This is a genomic window from Prolixibacter sp. SD074 (assembly GCF_009617895.1).
GTDB lineage: Bacteria > Bacteroidota > Bacteroidia > Bacteroidales > Prolixibacteraceae > Prolixibacter.
Window position 1 is genome coordinate 3,226,173 of record NZ_BLAW01000001.1, and the last position, 24,267, is coordinate 3,250,439.

At 48.9% G+C, this 24,267-nt stretch carries 23 protein-coding genes and 1 tRNA gene; 9 read left to right on the forward strand and 15 right to left on the reverse strand.

Annotation, left to right across the window (positions count from 1 at the left end; translation table 11 throughout):
• Positions 1-102 precede the first annotated feature (102 nt).
• Positions 103-1,455 (forward strand): sigma-54 dependent transcriptional regulator, encoded by a 1,353-nt coding sequence (locus GJU82_RS13845; RefSeq protein ID WP_153632692.1) that lies wholly within the window; start codon positions 103-105, stop codon positions 1,453-1,455.
• On the forward strand, positions 1,445-2,791 hold the full coding sequence (locus tag GJU82_RS13850; RefSeq protein WP_153632693.1) for a PAS domain-containing sensor histidine kinase: 1,347 nt from the start codon (positions 1,445-1,447) through the stop codon (positions 2,789-2,791). Before GJU82_RS13845 ends, GJU82_RS13850 begins: the two co-directional genes overlap by 11 nt.
• Before the next feature lie 67 nt (positions 2,792-2,858).
• Here the strand turns inward: GJU82_RS13850 and acnA are convergent, their stop codons facing one another.
• The gene (acnA, locus tag GJU82_RS13855) at positions 2,859-5,639 is read right to left on the reverse strand and encodes an aconitate hydratase AcnA (protein ID WP_153632694.1); all 2,781 of its coding nucleotides are present in this window, start codon (positions 5,637-5,639) and stop codon (positions 2,859-2,861) included.
• A gap of 383 nt (positions 5,640-6,022) precedes the next feature.
• Here acnA and GJU82_RS13860 point away from each other — a divergent pair, with 383 nt between their 5' ends.
• The 7 genes from GJU82_RS13860 to ltrA all read left to right on the forward strand — a co-directional run bounded on the left by GJU82_RS13860 (position 6,023) and on the right by ltrA (position 9,267).
• On the forward strand, positions 6,023-6,370 hold the full coding sequence (locus GJU82_RS13860) for a hypothetical protein (protein ID WP_153632695.1): 348 nt from the start codon (positions 6,023-6,025) through the stop codon (positions 6,368-6,370).
• The gene (locus GJU82_RS13865) at positions 6,354-6,590 is read left to right on the forward strand and encodes a GTP-binding protein (protein ID WP_153632696.1); all 237 of its coding nucleotides are present in this window, start codon (positions 6,354-6,356) and stop codon (positions 6,588-6,590) included. Before GJU82_RS13860 ends, GJU82_RS13865 begins: the two co-directional genes overlap by 17 nt.
• An 83-nt stretch (positions 6,591-6,673) precedes the next feature.
• Positions 6,674-6,886, forward strand: coding sequence for a hypothetical protein (locus tag GJU82_RS13870; protein ID WP_153632697.1), 213 nt, complete (start codon positions 6,674-6,676; stop codon positions 6,884-6,886).
• A gap of 142 nt (positions 6,887-7,028) precedes the next feature.
• Complete coding sequence (locus GJU82_RS13875) at positions 7,029-7,247, forward strand: hypothetical protein (protein WP_153632698.1); 219 nt, start codon at positions 7,029-7,031, stop codon at positions 7,245-7,247.
• Positions 7,248-7,297: 50 nt separating this feature from the next.
• Positions 7,298-7,495, forward strand: coding sequence for a hypothetical protein (locus GJU82_RS13880; protein ID WP_153632699.1), 198 nt, complete (start codon positions 7,298-7,300; stop codon positions 7,493-7,495).
• Positions 7,492-7,833 carry a type II toxin-antitoxin system RelE/ParE family toxin gene (locus GJU82_RS13885; RefSeq protein ID WP_153632700.1) on the forward strand — a complete coding sequence of 114 codons (342 nt, stop codon included), beginning with the start codon at positions 7,492-7,494 and terminating at the stop codon, positions 7,831-7,833. The genes GJU82_RS13880 and GJU82_RS13885 overlap by 4 nt, the downstream gene beginning before the upstream one ends.
• Positions 7,834-8,181: 348 nt before the next feature.
• Complete coding sequence (gene ltrA, locus GJU82_RS13890) at positions 8,182-9,267, forward strand: group II intron reverse transcriptase/maturase (RefSeq protein WP_228488790.1); 1,086 nt, start codon at positions 8,182-8,184, stop codon at positions 9,265-9,267.
• Between the two features lie 73 nt (positions 9,268-9,340).
• Here the strand turns inward: ltrA and GJU82_RS13895 are convergent, their stop codons facing one another.
• From GJU82_RS13895 to typA, 14 genes are all read right to left on the reverse strand, one after another.
• Entirely contained in the window at positions 9,341-9,829 is a 489-nt protein-coding gene (locus GJU82_RS13895; RefSeq protein ID WP_194831106.1) for a site-specific integrase, read from the reverse strand.
• Entirely contained in the window at positions 9,814-10,209 is a 396-nt protein-coding gene (locus tag GJU82_RS13900) for an Arm DNA-binding domain-containing protein (RefSeq protein ID WP_153632703.1), read from the reverse strand. The genes GJU82_RS13895 and GJU82_RS13900 overlap by 16 nt, the downstream gene beginning before the upstream one ends.
• A 107-nt stretch (positions 10,210-10,316) precedes the next feature.
• Positions 10,317-10,391, reverse strand: a tRNA-Arg gene (locus GJU82_RS13905).
• 73 nt (positions 10,392-10,464) lie between these two features.
• Complete coding sequence (locus GJU82_RS13910; protein ID WP_153632704.1) at positions 10,465-11,625, reverse strand: methionine aminotransferase; 1,161 nt, start codon at positions 11,623-11,625, stop codon at positions 10,465-10,467.
• Between the two features lie 118 nt (positions 11,626-11,743).
• Positions 11,744-12,469, reverse strand: a complete 726-nt coding sequence (recO, locus tag GJU82_RS13915) for a DNA repair protein RecO (protein WP_153632705.1) — start codon at positions 12,467-12,469, stop codon at positions 11,744-11,746.
• Positions 12,470-12,472: 3 nt separating this feature from the next.
• The gene (locus GJU82_RS13920) at positions 12,473-14,785 is read right to left on the reverse strand and encodes a hypothetical protein (RefSeq protein ID WP_153632706.1); all 2,313 of its coding nucleotides are present in this window, start codon (positions 14,783-14,785) and stop codon (positions 12,473-12,475) included.
• Between the two features lie 42 nt (positions 14,786-14,827).
• On the reverse strand, positions 14,828-16,837 hold the full coding sequence (locus tag GJU82_RS13925) for a YfhO family protein (protein ID WP_153632707.1): 2,010 nt from the start codon (positions 16,835-16,837) through the stop codon (positions 14,828-14,830).
• Between the two features lie 9 nt (positions 16,838-16,846).
• Complete coding sequence (locus GJU82_RS13930) at positions 16,847-17,425, reverse strand: non-canonical purine NTP diphosphatase (protein WP_153632708.1); 579 nt, start codon at positions 17,423-17,425, stop codon at positions 16,847-16,849.
• A 38-nt stretch (positions 17,426-17,463) separates the two neighbouring features.
• Entirely contained in the window at positions 17,464-17,691 is a 228-nt protein-coding gene (locus GJU82_RS13935; protein WP_153632709.1) for a hypothetical protein, read from the reverse strand.
• Between the two features lie 281 nt (positions 17,692-17,972).
• On the reverse strand, positions 17,973-19,454 hold the full coding sequence (locus GJU82_RS13940; RefSeq protein WP_194831062.1) for a DNA/RNA non-specific endonuclease: 1,482 nt from the start codon (positions 19,452-19,454) through the stop codon (positions 17,973-17,975).
• Positions 19,455-19,760: 306 nt separating this feature from the next.
• A complete protein-coding gene (locus tag GJU82_RS13945; protein WP_153632710.1) occupies positions 19,761-20,075 on the reverse strand; it encodes a DUF4252 domain-containing protein in 315 nt (104 codons plus the stop codon).
• Between the two features lie 45 nt (positions 20,076-20,120).
• Positions 20,121-21,683, reverse strand: coding sequence for a PspC domain-containing protein (locus tag GJU82_RS13950; protein ID WP_153632711.1), 1,563 nt, complete (start codon positions 21,681-21,683; stop codon positions 20,121-20,123).
• A gap of 32 nt (positions 21,684-21,715) precedes the next feature.
• Positions 21,716-22,042, reverse strand: a complete 327-nt coding sequence (locus tag GJU82_RS13955; RefSeq protein ID WP_025862542.1) for a PadR family transcriptional regulator — start codon at positions 22,040-22,042, stop codon at positions 21,716-21,718.
• A gap of 407 nt (positions 22,043-22,449) precedes the next feature.
• Positions 22,450-24,249, reverse strand: coding sequence for a translational GTPase TypA (typA, locus tag GJU82_RS13960; protein ID WP_153632712.1), 1,800 nt, complete (start codon positions 24,247-24,249; stop codon positions 22,450-22,452).
• Between the last annotated feature and the right edge of the window lie 18 nt (positions 24,250-24,267).

A 24,267-nucleotide genomic window follows, 5' to 3' on the forward strand; every position in this document is an offset into this window, starting at 1 on the left:
ACTATCCGAAATGTCAAGTTTCTTGACAAGTTCGACAAATGTTTTTACAACCCCTTGATTGTCGGGAATTGGCAGCTTATCTTTGATTATCAAATTGTGCCTATGACTTCCGGAAATATCTTGATCGTCGACGACAACCGAACGGTATTACGTGCCCTGGAACTGGTGCTTCAGCCGGAATTCAATTCGGTTTCGACACTCTCCAACCCCAATCGGTTGCCATTTTTCCTGCAGACCAATTCGGTTGACGTGATTCTGCTGGACATGAATTTTGTGGCCGGGGTGAATACCGGAAATGAAGGAATTTACTGGTTGAACGAAATCAGAAAGATGAAGCCGGATATTCCTGTCGTGATGATCACGGCGTTTGGGGATGTAAACCTTGCCGTGAAGGCCCTGAAGATGGGAGCCTCGGATTTTGTGCTGAAACCCTGGGACAATAACCGGTTGATCGAAACCCTGAAGTCGGCTGTCCGGGTACGGCAGTCGCAGGAAAAACTGGGAAAGTCGGCAGGTAATACAGAAAAGAGCGATCACAAGGAGGAAAATGTGGAGTTGCTCGGGCAATCCAGCGCGATGAAATATGTTTTCCGGTTGATCGAAAAAGTGGCGCCTACGAAAGCCAATGTACTAATCACCGGCGAAAACGGTACCGGCAAAGAGTTGATTGCACAAGCCATTCACCGGCACTCGGAGCGGGCAGATAAACCGTTGGTGAGTGTCGACATGGGCGCTATCAGCGAAACGCTGTTCGAGAGCGAACTGTTTGGCCATGTGAAGGGCGCTTTTACCGATGCGCGTGCCGATCGTGAAGGAAAAGTTATTATTGCTAACGGCGGAACCCTTTTCCTCGACGAAATCGGGAACCTATCGTTGCCATTGCAGGCGAAATTGCTGGCAGTTTTGGAAAATCGGCAGGTTGTCCCGGTAGGAGCCAACCGCCCCGTTTCGGTAGACATTCGTTTGATTTGCGCTACGAACTGTAACCTGGAGGCCATGGTGGAAGAAGGGAAATTCAGGGAGGATTTACTTTTCCGCATCAACACCATCCGTATCGAGGCGCCACCGTTGCGCGAGCGGGAGGAGGACATCGTGTTGCTGGCCAAACATTTTTTGCAGTTTTACGGAGAAAAATACCATAAGCAGCATCTCATCCTTTCGGGAATGGCGCGGGAAAAGTTCCGTCGTTATTCGTGGCCGGGAAACGTCAGGGAGTTGCGGCATGCCATTGAAAAGGCAGTTATTTTGGCCGATGGTGAAGTGCTGCAACCCGAAGATTTTCATTTTCGTCCGGTCATCGAACAGGATGAAGCGCCCACTACGTTGGAAGAAATGGAGCGCAGCATGATTGAACAGGCGCTCGAAGAGAGCAGTGGAAACATGAGTTCGGCGGCCACACGTCTGGGTATCACGCGGCAAACGCTGTACAACAAAGTGAAGAAATATGGGCTATAACCGATTCAACCGGAAACTGACGGGCTTTATCCTGTTGATGGGCGTGTTGGCCATTCTCGCCGCTTTTATGTGGTTTGCCAGCTGGTACCTTTGGAGTGGATTGTTGTTGTTTGCTTTTATAATCGTCACAGCCCGTTTGTACCGTTTCCTCGGGAAAACCAACCGCGATTTGAGCCTGTTTTTTGAAGGGATGCTCAACGAAGATTCGTCATTAAACCTTGAAAGGAACAGTGCCCCACCGGGATTTGACGAATTAAAACAGTCGTTGCTACGGTTGCGCGGTGCTATTCGGAAAGAGCGGGTACACAACCGTTTCCAGGAGCAGTTTTACGAAGAACTGATTGGCCATTCAGGAACCGGTTTGCTGGCTTACGACGAGCAGGGGAAAGTCATCATCGCCAATTCGGCAGTGTTGCAGCTGCTCGATTTACATCATCTTACTTCCGTGAAAACGCTTGAACACCGTGTACCCAGCTTTTACCAGAAGCTTCAGCGACTGAAGCCCGGCAAGCCCTTGCTCTATAAATTCACCGTCAATGGGCAGGTGGTATTATTGCAGCTCCGCGCCACCGAGTTCATTTTCGGCGAGAAGCATTATCACTTGCTGGCATTACAAAACATCAAAGCAGAGCTGGAAGAGCGCGAAGTGGAATCGTGGCAAAAGCTTTTCCGCATCATGTCGCACGAAATCATGAACTCCATTGCCCCCATTACTTCACTGGCACAATCCATTGGACGTTCGCTGCCCGAAGAAGTTTCGGACGTCTGTACCCAATCAGGAATCGATATCGGGCGCATCCGGAACAGTGCTGGCGCCATCGAGGAACAGGGCGACCTGATGATGTCGTTCGTGGAGCGTTACCGGAAGTTGTATAAAATTCCTGAACCGGTGCTGAAACCCATCGCCATCGAGGACTGGCTGTCGCGTTTTCGTATTTTGTACCACCAGGAGATGCAGCAGCGGAACATTCAGTTCCACGTCAACGTATCGAACGGAATCACGGAATTCACGGCTGATGATAAACTGATTTCGCAGGTGGTGATCAACCTGCTGAAAAATGCAGTGGAGGCGGTTTCGGTAGTGGAAAATGCCGAGATCAACCTGAGCGTGCAAAAAGGCGAACAGGAATCCCGCATTGTGGTAGCCGACAATGGCGTGGGCATTTCCGAAGAGTATGCCGACCAGGTCTTCGTCCCGTTCTTCACCACCCGGCAGGGAGGTAGCGGCATCGGGCTGGCCCTTTCGCGGCAGATTGTGCACCGGCACAGCGGAACCCTCTCATTCCATTCCATTCCCGGAATGGGCAGTACATTCACGGTCGTTTTACCCGGTTAGCCCGAAAAAAAAACGGGGTGCTGGTTTCCCGAATACTCCGTTCTGTCATTATTTGTAAGCAAAATGATTATCCTTCGCTGAGGTATTGCCGCAGTACGTATTGCAAAATGCCGCCGTGGCGGTAATACTCGATTTCGATTTTCGAATCGAGCCGGGCCAACGCTTTGAAATGAACCGTTTCCCCATTTTCTTTTTGTGCTTCCACATCCAGTTCCTTCAGCGGTTTCATGTCATCGCTGATGCCTTTCACACTGAAAATTTCTTTTCCGGTCAGGGCAAGCGATGCGGCGTTTTCGCCCTCTGTGAACTGCAGCGGCAGCACGCCCATGCCAATCAGGTTGCTGCGGTGGATGCGCTCGTAACTTTCGGCCAGCACTGCTTTGATGCCGAGCAGTGAGGTTCCTTTGGCGGCCCAGTCACGAGACGAACCACTACCGTACTCTTTCCCGGCCAGAACCATCAACGGCGTACCCTCGTCGTGATATTTCATGGCGGCATCGTACACCGGCATCTCTTCGCCGGAAGGCAGATAGGTCGTAAAACCACCTTCCTTTTTGGCCAGCTTGTTCTTGATCCGCACATTGGCAAACGTTCCGCGTACCATCACCTCATCGTTTCCCCGGCGCGAGCCGTATGAGTTGAAATTCTTCTGTTCAACATTTCGTTCGGTAAGATATTTCCCGGCAGGCGAATCGGCTTTGAACGAACCGGCCGGTGAAATGTGGTCGGTAGTAACGCTGTCGCCCAGTGAGAGCAGCACCCGGGCACCTTCAATTTCCTGAAGCTTTTCCGGTTCTTCCGGAAGATGGGTAAAGAACGGTGCTTCCTTGATGTAAGTGGAGGTTTTTTCCCACGAATATAGCTGTTCGTCGGGTGCCTGCAATTTTTGCCATATTTCGTTCCCGTCGGTAATCGTGCTGTAATCCTTGCGGAAATCGTCGGTGGAAAGCACGTTTTGCATGGTTTCGTAAATCTCTTCCGGCGACGGCCAGATATCCTTCAGGTAAACTGGTTGCTGATTGGTGTCGTAGCCTAGCGGTTCGTTGTTCAGGTCGATGTCCACGCGGCCGGCAATGGCAAAAGCGACCACCAGCATGGGCGACATCAGGAAGTTCATTTTCACCTGTGGGTGGACGCGGGCTTCGAAATTCCGGTTTCCCGAAAGGACAGAAGAAACAATCAGTTCGTTATCCTCAACCGCTTTTGCGATGTGCGGCGGGAGCGGACCGGAGTTTCCGATACAGGAAGTACAACCATAGCCCACCAGGTGGAAGCGCAGCGCTTCGAGGTCGGAGAGGAGACCGGCTCTTTCGAGGTAATCGGTGACCACCTTAGAGCCGGGCGCCAACGATGTTTTTACCCACGGACGGGAGGTCATTCCCAGCCTGCGGGCTTTGCGGGCAACCAGCCCGGCGCCAATCATCACCGAAGGGTTGGACGTGTTGGTACAGGAGGTGATGGCTGCAATCACCACCGAACCATCCGAGAGTTGGAATTTTTCCTGTCCCAGCGTTATCTGCACCATCTTCAGGCCTTTGTCATTCCGGCTTTCCACTTCCACTTCGCGCTGACCGCCAGCATAGGTGTGCACGGGCTGGCTGCCCCCTTCTGCCGACCAACGCACGATTTCGCGGTCATCCGGCTCGATGTATTTGCGGCCAAAGCTTTCCTGCAACAGGTCGACAAACTTCGGCTTGAACCCGCGCAGTAAAATCTTGTCTTGCGGCCGTTTCGGGCCGGCAACGGTTGGCTCGACGGTTGAGAGGTCGAGTTCCAGCACATCGGTGTAGGTGATCTCCTCGTTGCCGGTTCGCCACAGCATGTTGGCCTTGCAGTAATCTTCTACCAGCTGCACCTGTTCCGCCGGACGGTTGGTTTTTCGCATGTAATCGAGCGTTTGCCCGTCGATAGGGAAGTAGCTGACGGTGCAGCCGAACTCCGGCGACATGTTACTGATGGTAGCCCGGTCGGGGACGGTGAGATGGTCGAGGCCGGGACCGAACACTTCCACGAATTTTCCCACCACGCCGTAGTTGCGCAGCAGCTGTGTGATGGTCAGCACCATATCGGTAGCGGTGGTCCCGGGCGGCAACTGGCCGGTAAGTTTCAGTCCGATCACTTCCGGCATGATGAAATAGATGGGTTGTCCCAGCAGCGCTGCTTCGGCTTCGATACCGCCGACACCCCAGCCCACCACGCCGATTCCGTTCACCATCGGGGTGTGGCTGTCTGTTCCTACCAGCGTGTCGGGGAAAACCCTTCCCTCGCGCTCGATGACGCCCTGGGCGAGGTATTCCAGGTTCACCTGGTGGCAAATGCCCATGCCGGGCGGTACCACGCTGAAGTTTTTGAATGCCTTTTGCGCCCATTTCAGGAACTGGTAGCGCTCGCTATTGCGTTCGTACTCCACTTCCACGTTTCTCCGGTAGGAATATTCGGTACCGAAATAATCGACCTGTACCGAGTGGTCGATGATCAGGTCGACCGGAATTTGCGGGTTCAGTTTGTCCGGGTTTTTTCCTTTCCGGGCCAGTTCGGCGCGCAGCGAAGCAATGTCGACCACGGCCGGAACGCCGGTAAAATCCTGCATCAGCACGCGGGCGGGTTTGTAGGGAATGTCTTTATCGGAAGGTGCCGGCTTCCAGTTGAGCAGCGTCTCGATGTGCTCGCCGGTAACGGCAAAATCGTCATAATTGCGAAGGGCGTTCTCCAGCAAAATGCGGATGGAAAACGGCAGGTGAGAAATGTTATGTCCTTTGGCTTCCAGTTCGGGCAAACTGAAATACCGGAAGGAGCCTTTGGCGGTTTTCAATTCTTTTTCGAATCGATATGGTGATTCAGACTTCATACTAACAGGTATTTTATAGTTGTGAAACTCGATGTATGGCTCGGTCGGATGAGTCGGCGGCCGACACGCAATGCGAGCCTGCCAGTAGTTTTCTAACACTCAACGGGGAGGGAATGTTTGGGAAAGAGTGGGGGAATTGAGGTAGTTCGAATTGTGTCTACTTCAAAATCAGGAAACAGCTGCTGTTTGATTAATTGGTCTGTTTTATTATTGGTTTAGTTAGATTAACTCTCGCGCCCCGTCCATCCCCTGCCGGGGTTTTTTTGTAAACATTTTGTATTGCAATTCTGTCGAAAACATGCAATTATTTCATCTATTGCATTTATGTATAGGCTGTTAACATGGTTTTGTAAACTTGTGTACAAATCGTAAACAGTCACATTATGAGTGAAAAAGAATTTTTTATAAAGCCGATTTTTACCGCCCGGCTTTCTCCCGAAGAGCAACAGCTTGTTCAGGAATCAATTATCGATATGTTTTACCGCTACACAACCAAGCAGGAAACCGAACTCTTTTTCCCGTTCGTATTATCCACCCGCGACATTAAGGCCATTGCCGCCCAGGTACGCAAGCAAAACCAACCCGCCGCCGATGCTGACATACAACTCGAAGCCGAGCGGAAACGGACCGCCGAACTGGAACTGCAAATTAAGGAGCTGACAAAGCAAAAGGAAGTGAAGGAACTCGAAAACCAGGTGAAAAACTTATCGGACGATGGCAAGGCCAGCTAAACAAATTATCCTGCTAGGATTCAACGGGACCGGGAAAACTACACTGACCCGGAAGTTTGTAGAATCGGAAGTGAAACGCGGCGGAAAGGTACTGGTGATAACCCCCGACTTTGCGGAGTGGAACGACCTCCCTGAGACATTGCTGGAAAAGCCCACCGATTTATATGGGAAGATGAAAGCATACTGGCAAAAATCAACGCATTCTGGTTCGACGGCCTGATTGTATTCGATGACTGCCGCGCCTACCTGACCAATGTCACAAGTAAGGAACTGAAACGGCTGTACATCCGCCGCCGGCAAAAAATGAGTGACATTATTATGGTCGGCCATGGATTTACAGACGTTCCGCCAGCCGCGTTTACCAATGTTTCTGAATTCATCCTGTTCATGACAAAGGATAATGTTTATCGGAGGAAAAACGTCATCCTGAATTATGACCAGGTAGCGGAAGCCCAACAGCGGGTAAACCGCAATGCTGAAAAGGATATTCATTACTACGAAATAATTAAACCCTGATTTTAAAAACCCGGAACTATGCCGAAAAGCCGCAACCGGAAAAAGCACAAAAAAAAAGTCCGGAACTACAAACAACAGTGTTCCGGAACAACCGCAACGCATCACCCTGTAACCAGTTTAATGCAACGAATTAAGCACCAATTTGGATTCTAACCAGCAAAACAACCGTTTCGAATGCCTGACAAAAAGCCAGCTGGCCGGCTTATGTAATGTTTCCATGACCACGATGCGCACCTGGTTAAATGTTCGGTATTACCCGGAATTGAAAAAGCTGGGTTACCACCGAAGGCAAAAGATCCTGTTACCTCCACAAGTAAAGTTTCTGGTTGAAACGCTGGCTATTGTAATTGACGATGAATGATTAAGGCATAAAGTTTGTAACTTTGCTGTGAAAGTAAAAAAGACAATGTTATGGCAACCGTAATTATTAACGAACGAACAAAAGCGGGGAAAGCACTGCTGGAATATCTGAAAAATACCGGCCATGCTACTGTTGTAGAAAAATCACCGGCCACCGAAAGTGTTACCAAAGGGCTTTCAGAGTTAGGCGATGTACTGAAAGGAAAAAGGAAGGGAACCTCCGCCAGAAAATTTTTATCGGAATTATGACTGATGTAATTGTATTAGATAATTTTAAACATGACGCTAAGCGGCTTGTGAAGAAATACAAAAGCCTGAAAAGCGAACTGAAAGTTTTTATTGAAAAAACCGAAAAGAACGGACCACAGGGAACGTCGATCGGAGGCGGTTTGTACAAAGCACGGTTAGCAGTTAAATCGAAAGGAAGAGGGAAAAGCGGGGGGATGCGTATTATTTCTTATCATGAAATTATTGTGTCGGCCGAAAATAATACGGTTTACCTGGTAGCAATGTACGACAAGAGCGAACTTTCTACCCTTGGTAACAAACAGATTAATGAGATTCTTAAAAACTTCGGGATAAAATGAGTACGCATAAAATGCCTCGTGTCGATAACTGGCTTTACAACCTACTGAAACAAGCCAGAACAGGAAAAAAGGTTCCCAGAAAGGTTATCATGAGAAAACTAAAGAAGTAAAATATTATCCTCAATCATTCCCTATAAAAACCCCGGTCAATCGCCGGGGTTTTCTTTTTTCTTAATCTCTTCTAAATATCGAATCAAAACGACCTCAATAAAATTATTTATAGGTCGGTGTTCTTTTTTGGCCTGCTCTTTTACTTCATCCATTAAATCTGATTAAAAGCATTTAAAAAATAAATCCTCATTCCATACTTCAAAGCTCACCTCCCCGGTGGGCTTTTTTTGGTGTGCCGTGCATGGCAGCAGGCTTGAGATACCTAAAGATGCCCACTCAAAGCGTCCATTGGGTATTCCGACAGTAGTTGACAGGGTTATTCAACAAGCGATACATCAAATTTTATCACCAGTTTACGAGCGGCAGTTTTCTGACAACAGCTTTGGTTTCCGGCCTAAACGAAGTACGCACAAAGCTTTATTCCGATGCAAGCGTTATATATCAGAAGGATATAAATACGCTATCGACATGGATATGGCAAAGTTCTTCGATACGGTCAGCCACAGCAAACTGATAGAAATACTGTCACGAACAGTAAAAGATGGCCGTGTAATCTCACTGGTACACAAATACCTGAATGCAGGTGTTGTAGTGAACCATAAATTCGAGAGAACGGAATCAGGCGTTCCACAGGGTGGGCCGTTAAGTCCGTTGCTGGGCAACATCATGCTAAATGAACTTGATAAAGAGCTTCATAAGCGGGGGCACAAGTTTGTTCGCTACGCCGATGATTTAGTCATTTTGTGTAAGAGCAAGAGGGCAGGAGAGCGGATAATGAACAGCGTAATTAAGTTCATTGAAGACCATCTTTTTCTGAAAGTGAACAGGGATAAAACCTCGGTTGCCTACTTTAACCGCATCAGGTTTCTGGGATATTCCTTTTATCAAATCAAGGGAGAAATCCGGTTTCGCATTCATCCCCAAAGTGTTGTAAAACTGAAAGCAAAATTAAAAGAGCTTACCAGCAGGAGCAACGGTTGGGGAAATGAAAAGCGTAAAAGTAAATTATCATCCTTTATTAAAGGGTGGCTAAATTATTACAAATATGCTGATATGCTGAAACTAATGGAACGGGTTGATGCATGGTACCGCCGAAGGTTGCGAATGGTAACCTGGAAACAGTGGAAGAAGATAAAGACGAAATGGCGTAATCTCATTAAGTTGGGTATTAATAAATACAAAGCCTGGGAATTTGCCAATACCCGAAAGTCATATTGGCGGACGGCCAAGAGTCCCATTCTCTCCAGAAGTATAACCAACGCCCGTTTACAACAGGCAGGTTATATTTTCCTTACCGATTATTATAAGCAAGTAAGAGTGTGATTAAAGAACCGCCGTATACCGAACGGTACGTACGGTGGTGTGGGAGGTGTATCAGTGAGATAGTAAAATTATCTCACTGACCATCTACCCGATTGAGCGGAATTTTCGTTGTTTCCTTTTTCCGGGACATGGTTTTTTCCCGTACAAAAACCAGCGTTTCACCAAATAGATTATCAAACTGGGCCGATTCGCGAACACTGTGGTAATCCATCCCAGTGAAGCACATAAACAGGAAGTGCCGTAAAACGGTATGTTTGGACGGGCTGTCGGTGTACTTTCCTTCCTGGTAACTCTTCCATAACTCTTGCAGCTCGTTTTCTTCCAGAAATACCCGATCCATTTTCTGCTTCTTCACGCGAATAGACACAAAAGGATTTTCTTTGATGATGCCCTTCCGCTTGGCGATGTTCAGGTAAAGCCGGAAAATCTTTAATTGCTTGTGCAAGGTATTTGTTTCGTTGTGGTATTTCTGTTTCAACCAGCGGCGGAACAATTCAATAAATTCGGCGTCAATCTCGGAGAACGCTATTTCCTTGCGAAATTCTTTTATTCGGCGTTGAATACCTGGTCGCGGGCAATGGTCCGCGGTGCGCTTTCTCCTTTCCGTTCCTTTATGGCCTCCGTCATGAAGGCGTGAAAATCAACGCGCAATGATGGGTTTTTGTACTCATTTTTAACCAGTGTAGGGGTGAGGGCCTTATTTTGCAACCGGTACCGGACAAATATTTCATTCAACCGGTTCCGGCTGTTCTCAATTATTAGGTTTTGGTCCTTTGCCGCCTTGCTCGAACCTTTCACCGCTCCTTTTTCCACAACGAACCGGCCGGGCTCACAAAATACTTTTGTGTGAAACTGGACACGCTCCCCATTCACGTAAACGACCATGTAAACAGGTGCCGTTCCGTCATTCTTGACCTTCCCCAGGGTAGTAATGATGCTCATTTTTTTACGGTAATTTTGCGGTAAAAATCTTTTTGCGGTAAATCCAGAACGCTGAATCTTTGTAAACGCCCTGAAAATAGGGAGAGCAGTATAAATATACTGCTCTCTGGTAGCCTCACCAGGACTCGAACCTGGATCTACAGTTTAGGAAACTGTCGTTCTATCCCTTGAACTATGGGGCCATAAAAAAACACTGCGATCGGGCAGTGCAAAAATAGATAAAAATCAGTTACCGACAAGCCGGGCTGTTGGCAATTACCTGTCCGGATCCAACACCGGAACCGCGCACAAACGTTTGGCTGCTTCTTCCAGCACGTCGTTGTTGCGGGCAAAGCAAATGCGCAACATCCGCGACTTGGTTTTCTCGTGCTGAAAAGCCGAGAGCGGCAACACGGAAACACCGTATTCCCTGACCAGCCGTATGGCAAATTCCACATCGGTTTCGTCCGATATTTTACTGTAATCGATTACCTGGTAATAGGTGCCGGCAGCTGGAATCACGTCAAAATTGCTTTCATTCATCAGGCGGTTGAAATAGTTTCGGCATCCCTGGTAGAAATCGGCAATCTCTTCATATTTATTGTCTTTCTGCAGAAATTCGGCCAGCGCATACTGTCCGGGCGTGTTGACGCTGTAGCCCTGGAACATTTGAATATTCCGGAACTCGTTCATTAGTTTTTCCGGGCCGACCACATAGGCGATTCCCCAGCCACTGATTTTATACACCGGTCCGAAGGACGAAACCACCAGGCTGCGTTCGGCCAGTTCGGGTACCGACGACATACTGCGGTGTTTCTCTTCGTCGAAGACAATGTGCTCGAAAATCTCGTTGGCGAGAATTACAATTCGCGTTCCATTGGTCAGCCTTTTCAACTGGTTGATGTCCTCTTCGTTCATCACCCGTCCGGTGGGGTTCTGCGGGTTGTTGATGATGATCATCCGGGTTTTGGCATTCATCAGCTTCTTCACATCATCCCAGTCGATGTGAAAATCGGGATTTTTCAGGTTAACGTAAACCGGACGTCCGCCATTCAGCTCGATCGCCGAGATGTACGATTCCGAAACGGGCTCGAATACCAGCACTTCCTCACCTTCTTTAATAAAGGCGCTGATAGTGGTTGCCATGGCTTGTGTAGAACCGGCGGTAATGGTGATTTCGCTATTCGGATTATATTCTTTTTGATGCAATTGCTTAATGCGGTTGACGATCACTTGTCGCAGCGGCTCAATCCCTTCCATGGGCGCATAGTTGTTATATCCTTCCGATACGTACTTATGCATCAGATCAACGAGGGGTTCGGGGCTGGGTAGATCAGAAACCGACAGGGCCAGGTCAATTGCATGATGTTTTTTGGCCAATTCGGTCATCGTCGCAATGATACTTCTTCTTGTTGTTGGCAATTTTGATGAAACCATAGATTATTTTAGAAGATGGAGGTCAAAAGTAGTAATTATTTGGCTGGCACAACAGCCTTTTTCCACCTACAATTTACTTGATTTTTCGGGAAGAGAAAACGCTTGTGGCAACTTTGTCCTACAAAAATAATTCCCGCAGGATCGACAGGGATTTAATGTGGATGGTAGTTTCAAGATGCAAACTGAAATAATTCAGCAAGGCCTCCAGGTAGCGGTCCCGCAGTTTGTGATCGAGCTTCAGTGTTGCGAGGGAATCGAAGTTAACGTGAATCAACTTCGCAAATATCCGGCTTTCCTCTTTCATCAGGTAGTCGGGATGGGGAGGGGGCATGGTCACAAACACACCGTTGCGAAGGTCGAAATAGGGCTTTTCGCCTGAATAATTGTCCCGTGGACCAAATCCCAGGTAACGGGCAAGCTGTAGCAAAAAAACCAGGTGAAAATTGGCGGTCCCTTCCGTAGCTAAATCGAGATATTGTACCGAATGAAACAGGAATTCAAAAAGTTCCGGACGAGGTTCCTCTTCCCGCAACACTTTGTACAGGATTTCCGCCAGGAACATGGCTTGCGTGGATTTCCCGATTTCGAAAGGAATGGTGGTATAAGGGAGAGTGTTTCGCATCTCTTTCACCCGTTGTAACTCCCGTCCCGGCTTGTACGATACTTCCATGTCGAGCAAAAAGAGCGGCTGCAACAGGTTGGCTTTGCTGCGCGACTTCTTTCCGTGTATGCCCTGCATCATGAACGACATTCGGCCAAACGCTTCGGTGTACAGCGTGACAATCATACTGGTTTCGCCATAGCGAAGGTAATGCAGGACGATGGCGCGAGTTTTTTGTTGCATGGTTTACCGGATAAAAAGCAGTTTGGCCACAAAACTCTGGTCGCCGTTTTGGTCGGAGCAGAAGACCAGGTAAACACCGGTGTTCACCCGACGTCCGTACGAATCTTTTCCGTTCCAGATAGCCCGGCCACCATTCGAAGTGGTCTGAAAAACCAGGTTCCCGGCAATGTCCGTTATTTTCACGGTCGACTGCTCCATCAGGCCGTCGATGGTAATGTCGCCGTGGTAGGTTTCCCTGACCGGATTGGGAAACACGTATACGTTGGCAAACGTTTGATTGCCGCCCGAGGCATCACTCATGTACGACTGGATGCCATAATCGGTGGCAAAGAACACTTCACCGTTTTTCGCATTGATGGTTATCGACTTGATATTGTTGGAGAGAAGCGGTGAATTATCGGTATTAAACTGACGAATGAGTGTTTGCCCGTCATCCGAGAAGAGAAAGGCCCCGGAGTTTTTTGTTCCGAACCATTTGCGGTTGCCGCCATCCACGGCAATCGAGGTGACCACTTCTTTTCCCAGCAGCGGGTGATAGAGGCCGTCGCCCAAATCAACACCGGGCTGGATGCCGTAAAAGTCGGACGTGTCGAAAACCTTACCGGGATTGTAATATTCCACCACGCCTTTTCCGGTTCCCACCCACAAGGCGCCGTCCTGGTCTTCGTCCATGCACTGGATGTTGGAATAGAGTTTGGTAATGGTGGTTTCGTTGTTTGAGAAAACGCTTTTCACCGTCAGCTTCCGGTATTTGTCATCGGTCTGGTCCTCAATAGTGCGATTGTCATCGAAAGCAAACAGTCCCACGTTGGTGATGATGGCCCACTTGATGCCTGATTTTGTAGCCAGAATATCGCCCACAAAATTGTCGGTGCTTTCCAGTCCCGGGTATTTCAGGCTGGCCCAGCTGCCATCTTCTTTCAGCACCTTCACCTGATGTTCGACCAAAGCATTGGTCATCCAGAGATTGTTATTCCGGTCGAACGACAGGCCGCCAATCCAGCACAGGTTTTCGCCATACGCTTCCAAAGGCGAGTTAGGCGCATCGTAATGTGCAGTTGCCTGCAGATTTTCGAAGGCAATCAACCCTTTTCCCCACGAAGCACCGTAAAACCTATCGGGGTTTCCGGGTACGGAAGCCACGCGGACCAAATCGTTTACATTGTCGAGATTCGTGGAAGTATTTGCGTTAACCGTGTGCCATTCGCCATTACTTAAAAGATGAACTTCAGCGGGCACGAAAACATCGCCGCTTTTGGAACCAGTGGCGGCAAAAACGGTCCCGTCGCCGGACGAGAGTGATGCCCCCAGGTTATCAGCCGGGCCATCGGGAATGATTTGCTGAAAACTGCCACCCGCGGTTCGTTCAATCATGCCGAATTTGCTGTCGCCAATCCAGAGGCTCCCGTCATTCCCGGCGAAAGCACCGGTGGGAGATATGGTTTGCCACTGCACAATTTCAGGGCTGTAGGTAGTGATGGACGAAAGCGAAGAGCCGTTGTATACATCCACCGATTCACTTCGGGTAATGACCAACCGATTGTTGTTGCCGGTCAGGTTCAGACAGTCGTTAACGCCGGTTAAAGCTGTTTGCCAGTAATTTCTGTTCCACCGATATAGTTGTTTTGCTGTATTATCGAAAGCATACAGTTCGTTCTGAAAAGAAGCGATGGAAGTAAAGTCGTCGGTGGCTCCCGGAACCGTGGTTTGCTGTTCCCAGTTGGCGTAATCCTGCAGGTTGGGTTCGTCTTTTCGGGCCCGGTAAATTCCGTTGGCGGTGGCTGCCCAGTAATATTGGTCATCGATGGCCAACGCGTTTACCATCACCGAAGCGCCGCCATTTCCAATCAACCACGTTTCGCTGATTTCCCGTTTCTCCACGTTCAGTTTCACGATGCCGAATCCGCAGCTGAGATAAGCATCGTTGCCATCGGTGACGATTTGGTTGATAGATTTCCGTGTAAGGTTCGTCTTCCGCTTGATAGCAGAAATGTTGTGCACATTCTCTCCCTCCAGTAAATCGATGTTGCCGTTGGAGTATCCGATAACCAGCACGCCTGCTCCGTCCGACCAGCCGATGGCCGAAATGCCGGCGTCCGACAAACCTTCCACGCGGGTGAAGGCCTCCACACTGTTATCGCTTTGGTTATAACTAAAAAGTCCCTGTGTGGTAGCAGCGAAAATTTTCCCGCCCGCTTCGGCCACGGCCATCACATCGTTGAACGAAAGATGTGAACGCCAGTGGTACAGCGGCACCTGGGCATGTGTAATTCCGGTAACCAGTAAAAGGAGGAGAAGGTAAATTCGTTTGTGCATTCCGTCAGGTTTGTTTTCTTGCCACAAGTTAAAAAAATCGCGTCAGGCAACCGTTTTCTTTCTTCGCTTCCGCAGAAAAGTGTCCCAAAGGAGCCACAGCACGAGCAGGAAAAAGCTGATGGCTGATACAGCCAACGCGATTAAAACCTTCGCCGGATGGTACCGGAACCGCACATGGTGTTCGCCGGACGGTACCGGTACCTTCATTAAGGCCCGGCAGGCCGGCTGGATGGTTGTTGCTTTTCCATCGATGAAAGCCTGCCAGCCGTTTTTGAAATTCTGCAGATACACCAGTTCCGAAGGTTCATTCAGCGAAACATCGGCTTCGATGTAATTGGCGCCAAATCCGGTGATGGCAATTCGGGTAGAATCATCACCGTTTTCCTTCCGGAAGAAGAGTAACGGATGGTCGATGACTTCCCGAAAAACGGACGAATCTTCCAAAGCCAGCCAATTGCGGTACTGATAAGGCGAATATCCGTCGAAACTGATTTGCTTGTAGAACGTCGGGACATTCCGCCACAGTGGACGAATATCGGGCGTTCGCTGACGAACGGTGGCAATTCGTTGGTTCAAATCGGGGACCGGGAAACCTTTGGGCAACCGGTTTAGTCCGGCTTGCGTTTGGGACGGCCGGAAATCGTCGATGACTGACATGTGAAGGTTGCCCTGAACAGCGAACAACATGTCGATGAAAATAAGGCCAGGCAGCACCAGTCGCCAGTTCGCTTTTTTCATCCGGAGGACGAAATACCAGAAGACGAACAGAAGAACTTCCTCCAGAGCTGCCTGCCGGAAGATGGCATGCAGCGCCTTGTCTTCCAGTTTTCCCGTTAGGAAAAAGAGCAGAAGGGAGGCGAACAGCGGGAAAACAAAGAGTGCAACGGCTGTTATTATTCGTAACCTGCGCTTATGGTGTGCGATCATCCGGTTAAGGAATGTTCCGGCTAACAGCAGGCTGAAAAACACGAAGAAGAGCCGGAAAAGGGCCGGGATGCGGAAATAGTTGAACAAGGGCAGCGCATAATAAAGCCAGGCCCGTAGCGGAAGGCTCTGTCCAAGCGATACCGCCAGGAAAAACAGGGCGCCGGCAAAATACCACCACTCGGCGCTTTTCTTTCCTTTTGAAAACAACCAGCTGACGAACAACATGAGCGGCAGTATGCCAAAGAAGACGTTGATCATCGACTGGTCACCGATCCAGAAGGCGCGGTTGAAGTTTTGAGCGGCCGGGAAAAAGAGCGAGAGCAGGTCGACCGGATAGAACGGAACGGAGAGTGCCCGCTCCAGCGGGATGCCGTTTCCGCGGTGCATCACCGGTACCAGGTCGATCAGCGAGGCCCACACGACGGCACTGACGGCGGCGAAGATAACGCCGAGCAACAGGTGGCTTTTCCACTGGCGGGCCAGCCGCGCAAATTTCTTGTTTCGGATTTCCCGGTAGGTATGCCACAGGAATATTCCGAAAAGAATATAAACAGTTGTGACAAAAAAGGCCAGGTAACCACCGGTGAAGAGGAAAAACAGGTAGAGGACCGTTAAAGCGAGATGGCGAAATTTTCCTTTTTCCAGGAAACGGAGATACGCTTCGAGCACGAACGGGAGCCAGGCACCGCTGACAATCCATCCCAGGTGTTGGGCATTCCCCACGAAAAAGCCCGAAAACATGTACCCGATGGCACAGAAGAGGGCCGCCTCCGAAATTAACCCACGGCTTCGCGACAAGCGAAACATGCCCCAACCGGCCAGAAAAATGTGGAGTAAGAACTCAAGGCTCAGGGAGTAGAGGGTGTATTTCCCGGCAAGGGCAAAAAGCCAGAAGACAGGATACCACGTTTGCGGGTCGCTGTGCTGCGAAAATCCCAAAAACTGGAACGGATTCCACAAAGGTAACTCACCGTGCCAGGCGGTTGCCGTGACGATGAACCGCCACGGAAAGGAGATGTCGAGGGCATCCCATTTGAGCGTATTGCGAAAAAAGGCAACCTGCCAGAAAGCGGCCAGTACCGCCACCAGCATAATGAGCAAAATCTTTTTTGGCGTTAGCTTCATAACGGAGGTTTAGCTTTTCTTCAGGTAGTCGACCAGCTTAGCAACAGCGCGGCCCCGGTGACTGATTTCGTTCTTTTCACCGGCTTCCATCTCGGCGAACGATTTTTCTTTTCCTTCCGGAAGGAAAACCGGGTCGTAGCCAAAGCCGGCTTCGCCACGTGTATCCGCGAGGATTTCGCCTTCGGCCACACCTTCGAACTGCATTTCTTTTCCATTGATGATGAGGGAGATGACAGTTCGGAAACGGGCTGTACGCGTTGTTTTGCCATTCATCAGGCGCAATACCTTCTTCACATTTTCGCGGGCATCTTTGGCCCCGCCGGCATAACGGGCCGAGTAAACCCCCGGTTCGCCGTTCAGCGCATCGATTTCGAGGCCCGTATCATCGGCAAAGCAGTTGATGTGGTAACGGTCCCATATGTAAAATGATTTCTGTGCGGCATTGTCTTCCAGCGTGTCACCCGTTTCCGGGATGTCGTCGGTGCAGCCGATGTCGTTCAGGCTGAGCAGCTCGAATTGTTCACCCAGTATTTCGCGAAGTTCTCTCAGTTTGTGTGGATTGTTGGTGGCAAAAACCAGTTTTTTCATAAATAATCTTAAATGCGTTTCGGACAAATGTAAAGCATTTAAGGCGAATCGTCGTTTTCATGGGGAAGGTTCTGTTGTTTTTTCGGGCGGGAATTGAAGGACAAACGGATGGTGATGCAAAGCGAAATACCGATGAAGAGCCCGGACAGAAACAGCAACGAAGGGCCGTAGTGGGAAATTACCATAAACAACAATCCGGCAATTGCAGCCAGAACAGCCAGGCCGAGCCAGGTGGTTCGCCGGATATTTCTTCCTGATGTATTCATGACCAGCGGTTTTAGCAGGAATAAGGTACGAAAAAAGGCGAAGCAGGGAAAGGGAGAAAAGAAGAGGAGAAAGGGAGACGTGGAGAATGGGTGAACGGGCCCTGAAGGCCCGGATTAATTCAGTCCGGTGGTGACGCCCCGGGGCTGAAGGATGGCACAGTTACTCCACAGCTGAGTGAATAGATTCTTTAAATCTGGTTCAGGGACCCGGCCGTTTCGGTGTTTTTATGAGAAAATCTTTTCCAAAGTTTTGAACTTTGGAAAAGCTGGTTCCTTAACGGTTAGTTGGCCGAATACGTTTTTGTTTCGATGGCGTCCTGCACCGATTTCGGCAATTCCGATAGGAAATTGTAACCAGTTGCCTGTTCGATATCCCTTACGGTGACGATGTACTTGGTCCAATCCGCATCGATATTGTTCGTGTTGGGTGTATTCACCGCCAATACGATGGTGGTTGAATCAATGCGGCCCACATCATTGTCGCCGGTTTTCAGCATAACGGCAATTTTCCAGATATGGGCCGGTACGGTAATATTCCCGTTATCAATGGTATTGACTGTGGTCCCGTAATAGCCACTTCCACCTTCGCCGTAAGAACCCATAATGATGTAGATTTCGTATCCCTTGTTCACCTCATCGCGCAGGTAATTTTCCAGGTCGGCCCAGGTGTGCTGATTGTTGTTGGGCGCCTGGGGAATTATGTTGGTCATCAGGAAGGTGGATGAATTGGCATCTGCTGAACTGGTCCGGTCCGCCGAAGGGCAGTTATGTCCCCGGTCGAAACCGCTTCCGCTGTAACTGTTGTCCTGTACCTGGAACCAATCGGAAGGCAGGCTGGCCCATGCTGCAAAATTGTCCTGCCGGCTCACGGCATGGGTAATGTTCGACGCATCGAGGTGCCAGCTGACCCAATTCGGCTCTGCACGACTGGCACTATACGACTCGGTGTAATAGCCCATGTCGATGAGGTAGTTGTCTTTTGAGACGATGGAATTTACAGCATCAGAGGGATTTCCCAACAGGAGGTTGCTGTTGTCGCCCGATGCCGGAGGCGCGTCGGTTCCGACGGTTACATTTCTCGGTTCAGCAGCATCCGATGTCGAACCTCCGCCACCGCCTGTTGAGGTAGTGTCGGGTTCAGGGACAGTAATCCCCGGATCACCAATCCCTTTGAAGGTAATGTCGTCCAGGTTCACCCGGTTATCGCCTGATTTCGTGATTTTAAACCGTACGGCCAGCGTGTCGCTAATGGCGAACGAATCGGTTTTCAGGGTGGTGGACGTTTCGGAAATATCACTTCCGATTTGGGTGTACGTGGAGCCGCTGTCGTCCGACATCAGCAACTGCCAGGTGGAATTACCGTCATTTCCAAATTTTGCATGCTTTACATATAGCATTTTCACACCGTTGATGTCAAAATTCATCGCAATGTTTCCGTTACGCAACCGCACCGATTGATAACCATCTTTGGCATCGCCGGAAAGATTTCCGATGAGCGCGTCATCAAAGTACCAGCTACCGGTATTTAAGGTAACGTTAGCCGCAGCATAGGCTGTTTTCTGGCCACTTTCGAAGTTTTCGGTTATCGAAAAAGGATCGGTATTCGTTCCGGCTTGTGTTCCTGGGCCGGAACCTGTATCAGTTCCGGTTTGGCTGCTATCGGTAGGGGCGATCGCATTGTCATTTTTCGAACAGCTGGCGATGGCCAGTATCATGAAAGCCAGCAACAGCCATCGGTTGAAATTCTCTGGTAATCTCTTCATAATTTCTGAATATCCCACAATGTTAGTTGAGTGTGGAGGTTTGTCTTTTCAGGTCGATTTTATTTTGTGGCCTAAACATAGAAAAATTGAGATGGATACATATTAAGACATCATTAGAATTCGATCGCATTTTTGTTACAAAGAGGGTGTGATGCCTGTACATTTCAGAAAAAGAGACGATTTAGTGTGTGAGGAGAAGGCGTATAAATTATTTGTCAGGACAAAAAAAGAGGCAGTGCATTTGAAATACTGCCTCTTTGTGCTAGTGCCCGGGAACTGGACTAATAGCCGCTGTGATAACGATAGTCAGGTTCCTGCTTTTTTGTAGCGCATCCGCGAAAGCTTATAGTTCATCATCCGGTAGAAATTCTTGTGCAGTTGTGCTTTTTCAGGATTATAAAACATGATGCGGATCTCTTTCAAATCGCCGGTCACTTTTTTGTTCTCGTCGTCGAGTGTCAGGTCCACTACATCGAGCATGCTTTTCGACACAGAAAACCAGGAAAAGCCGTCTTGTTGATCAAACTCGTTGTAAATCCGGTACGATTTACTTTGGGCGTTGGAAACCAGCGACGCCAGTAACAGCGCCATCACGATTCCGATTCTGTAGATGATACTCATATCCGTTCAGTTTTTATGGATAAATTACGGTTTCCGGCAAACGGATTATTTTGCCAGTGAGAGTCCCTGGGGTGTCATGGTCCAGAATTTTCCGACCATGTCGCCATCCCAGGTATTTGTCGTGTTTTCGATGTCGTTAATAATTTTGATCATTCTGTCACCGAGGTAAACCGTTTTTCCTACCGGAAGACGAAGAATGACATGCACTTCCTGGTCGCGCCATTGCTTTCCTTCGGCAATTTCGAACCACGGCGAGAAGTTGACCAGTGAGTCTTTGATGATAATCTTGTAGTTAGCACTTTCCGCGTTGTCCTGCGCCAAGTCGATGGTTTTTCCACGCGCTTTTGACCGGATGATCAGTTCCGGTCCGCTTCCCGAAGTTGATTCGATGTCAAAAGAAGGATGGCCAACCAGGACATCACGTTCGTTGAGTGTGGCGATACGCATGTCATCCAGTTGGATGTTATCATTGATATAATCGCGGTAGCCATCCGGAGCCAGTTTCAGGTAAAGCGTATCGGCCCTGGTGGTGATTTCACGCCGTTGCGTATAAGTTCCCTGGCGTTTGAAGTAGTTGACTTTGCTGATACCCGTGCCCAGTAAAATCATCAGGGCAATAATCCAGAGCGCAAAGGCGGTGAGGCCAACAGCTGCGTTATTCGATTTGTACCGGAAAACCAGTTTGGTTCCCAGGTAAATCAAGGCCAACAGTGGAATTCCGACCAATGCGGCAACCGAGATCATTAACCAGTTTAAGGTGTCAGTTCCTACATAGAAATGGAAGAATTGCGGAATCATATGGCTGTCCCAGGGAACAATTCCCAGGAAAGTATTCGAGATGAATAACGAACCGACTAGTCCAATAATGGTGAGCAATCCGCCGACAATCAGGGCAACGCCAATAATAATGACGATGACTTTGAGTATCACGCGCAGGACGGAACCCAACACACTACCTGCTTCATTTACTTTTTCCCGTCCCCGCTCGTACGAAGGGGAATTTCGGAACTTTTGATAATTTTTTTTTACGTCCTGAAATTCATCTTTAATGGTCTTCTTTATATTGTCGATGTTGACATCCTCACCCCGCATCTCCAGTCGTTGCGAAGTGGTGATGGCCTTTGGGACAACGATCCAGAATATCAGGTAAAGCAACAGTATGATTCCGTGCGAGACAAGGAAAAGCAAAACGAAAGCCAGGCGGAAAATCACCGGGTCAAGATTGAAATAGGCCCCCAATCCGCCGCAGACACCTCCGAGCACTGTATGTTCCGGATCGCGGTAAAGCCGTTTTCCTGTCCGGAAAGTCCGTTTTTTGTGTGTTGCAGGTTCTTCTTCCTCCTCCTCAACAGCAAAATCAGAAGGCCGTCCCATTACCTCAATCACTTCTTCGACATGCAGTATGGTGACCACGTTGCCGTCGGATTTTGTTTTTTCCTGGAAGAGTTCAGCAATACGGGATTCAATGTCCATAATGATTTCTCGTCCTTCCGGATCGGAACCGAAATACCGGTTAATATCGAGAAGATAAGCCTGCAACTTTTCGTAAGCATCTTCATCGATGTGAAAAACGGTTCCGCTGATATTAATGGTTAGTGTTCTTTTCATGTCCAATATTTTTGTGATTCGGTCGAATGCAGTTAACTGTTTTTGATTTCAGCGACAGCTCCGACCAATTCCTGCCACGAGCCTTCCAGTTCGGAGAGAAATTGGCTGCCGTTTTCGGTTAATTCGTAGTATTTCCGGGGTGGTCCCTGTGATGACTCCTCCCAGCGGTATCCGAGCAGGCCAGCGTTTTTCAGCCGGGTGAGCAGCGGATAAAGCGTGCCTTCCACCACAATCATGCGAGCCGACTTCATCTCCCCGATGATGTCGGAAGCATAGGATGGGCGCTTGGAGAGTATCAGGAGTATGCAGTACTCCAGAACTCCTTTACGCATTTGTGCTTTTGTATTTTCCAGTTTCATCGCTTTCCCTTTCTTTATCTACATCAGCTGGCAATAAATCGGGTTGTCCCGGGCCTTGATATCCGAATTCGATTTGGAGTCTTTTTCCAGCCTTACATTTTTCAAGAATACCTTTTCAGGCATTGAAGTATGTAATGCAAATATATGGATAAAAGATATTACTATGCAATACATGGTAGTATATTTTGTCAAGAATCGTATATTTTTTCAGAATGCTGGAATGATTGTTCGCCTGAAATCCTTTAAATAGATAGAGAAACACTTGGTTTATCGGATGGCAAAAAAGTGGACAGGGCAGGGTTTGTCAGGTTGATATTATTGAGAAATAAATTTCTTTTTTGAAAACTGATGACATAAAAAAACCACCCCAATGATCAGGAGTGGTTTAATCAAAATGGATGGATATATTAATTCTTCGAAGCGCGTTTGCGCTGATTTTCGTCGAGAATAATTTTACGCAGGCGGATGGATTTTGGCGTTACCTCCACATATTCATCCTTCTGAATGTATTCGAGGGCTTCTTCCAGGCTGAAGCGGATGGGCGGTGCCAGGCGCACTTTGTCGTCGGAACCTGAAGCGCGCATGTTGGTCAGCTTTTTCGATTTGGTTACGTTGAGGACCAAATCACCTTCGCGGCTGTTCTCGCCCACCACCTGACCGGCATAAATCTCTTCCTGCGGGTCGATAAAGAAACGCCCGCGATCCTGCAGCTTATTCAACGCGTAAGCGAAAGCAGTTCCGGTTTCCATGGCAATCAATGAACCGTTGAGGCGCGTTTCAATCGGTCCTTTATGCAAACCATATTTGAGGAAACGGTGTGATATGACTGCTTCACCTTGCGTTGCCGTCAGCATATTGGTACGAAGGCCGATGATACCGCGCGAAGGAATTTCGAATTCGAGGTGAATGCGTTCGCCTTTCCGCTCCATATTCAGCATTTCACCTTTTCTCCGGGTAACCATGTCTACAGCTGTCCCGCTCATTTTTTCCGGAAGGTCGATGTGTAACAGCTCAATTGGCTCATGTTTTTCACCTCCAATTTCGCGGAAGAGAACCTGTGGCTGGCCAACCTGCATTTCATAACCTTCGCGGCGCATGGTTTCGATTAATACTGATAAGTGCAGGACTCCGCGTCCGTGCACGTTCCATGCATCAGCCGATTCGGTGGTTTCGACACGCAGTGCCAAATTCTTTTCCAGTTCCTGCATCAACCGGTCGTGGATGTGGCGGCTGGTGACAAATTTTCCTTCTTTACCAAAGAAAGGAGAGTTGTTGATGGTAAATAACATACTCATGGTGGGCTCGTCGACTGCAATCGGGTCGAGAGGCTCGGGGTTTTCGTAATCGCAAACCGTGTCGCCAATATCGAACCCGTCAATCCCGACCAGGGCACAAATGTCGCCGTTTTGAACAGAACTAACTTTTTCACGACCGAGGCCGGTGAACGTTTGCAATTCTTTGACTTTGGTCCGGATGACTTTTCCATCACGTTTTACCATCGAAACGTTCATACCTTCTTTCAGCTCTCCGCGGTTGACCCGGCCAATGGCAATTCGTCCGACATATTTTGAGTAGTCGAGCGAGGTGATGAGCATTTGCGGTGTTCCCTTGTTCTCGACGGGAGCAGGGATATGCTCTACAATCGCGTCAAGCAAAGGAATGATATCGTCGGTTTTCTCTTTCCAGTCAGCACTCATCCAGCCTTGTTTGGCCGAACCGTATATGGTTGGGAAGTCCAGTTGTTTTTCTGTGGCATCAAGTGAAAACATCAGGTCGAAAACCTCTTCCTGCACCTCTTCAGGGCGGCAGTTTGGTTTATCGACCTTATTGATGACAACAATGGGTTTCAGCCCCAGCTGGATAGCTTTTTGCAGCACAAATCGTGTTTGAGGCATGGTCCCTTCAAAAGCGTCGACCAGCAGCAGTACACCATCAGCCATGTTTAGCACACGTTCGACTTCACCCCCGAAGTCAGAGTGACCGGGTGTATCGATGATGTTAATTTTGATATCCTTGTAAACTACGGACACGTTTTTTGACAGGATGGTAATCCCGCGCTCCCGCTCCAGATCGTTACTATCGAGGATCAGTTCGCCCGGCTTTTGGTTGTCGCGGAAGAGGTTCGAATGAAGGATCATCTTGTCAACCAGGGTGGTTTTTCCGTGGTCGACGTGGGCAATAATGGCAATATTGCGAATGTTCTGCATCTTCAAAAATTTAGTCGG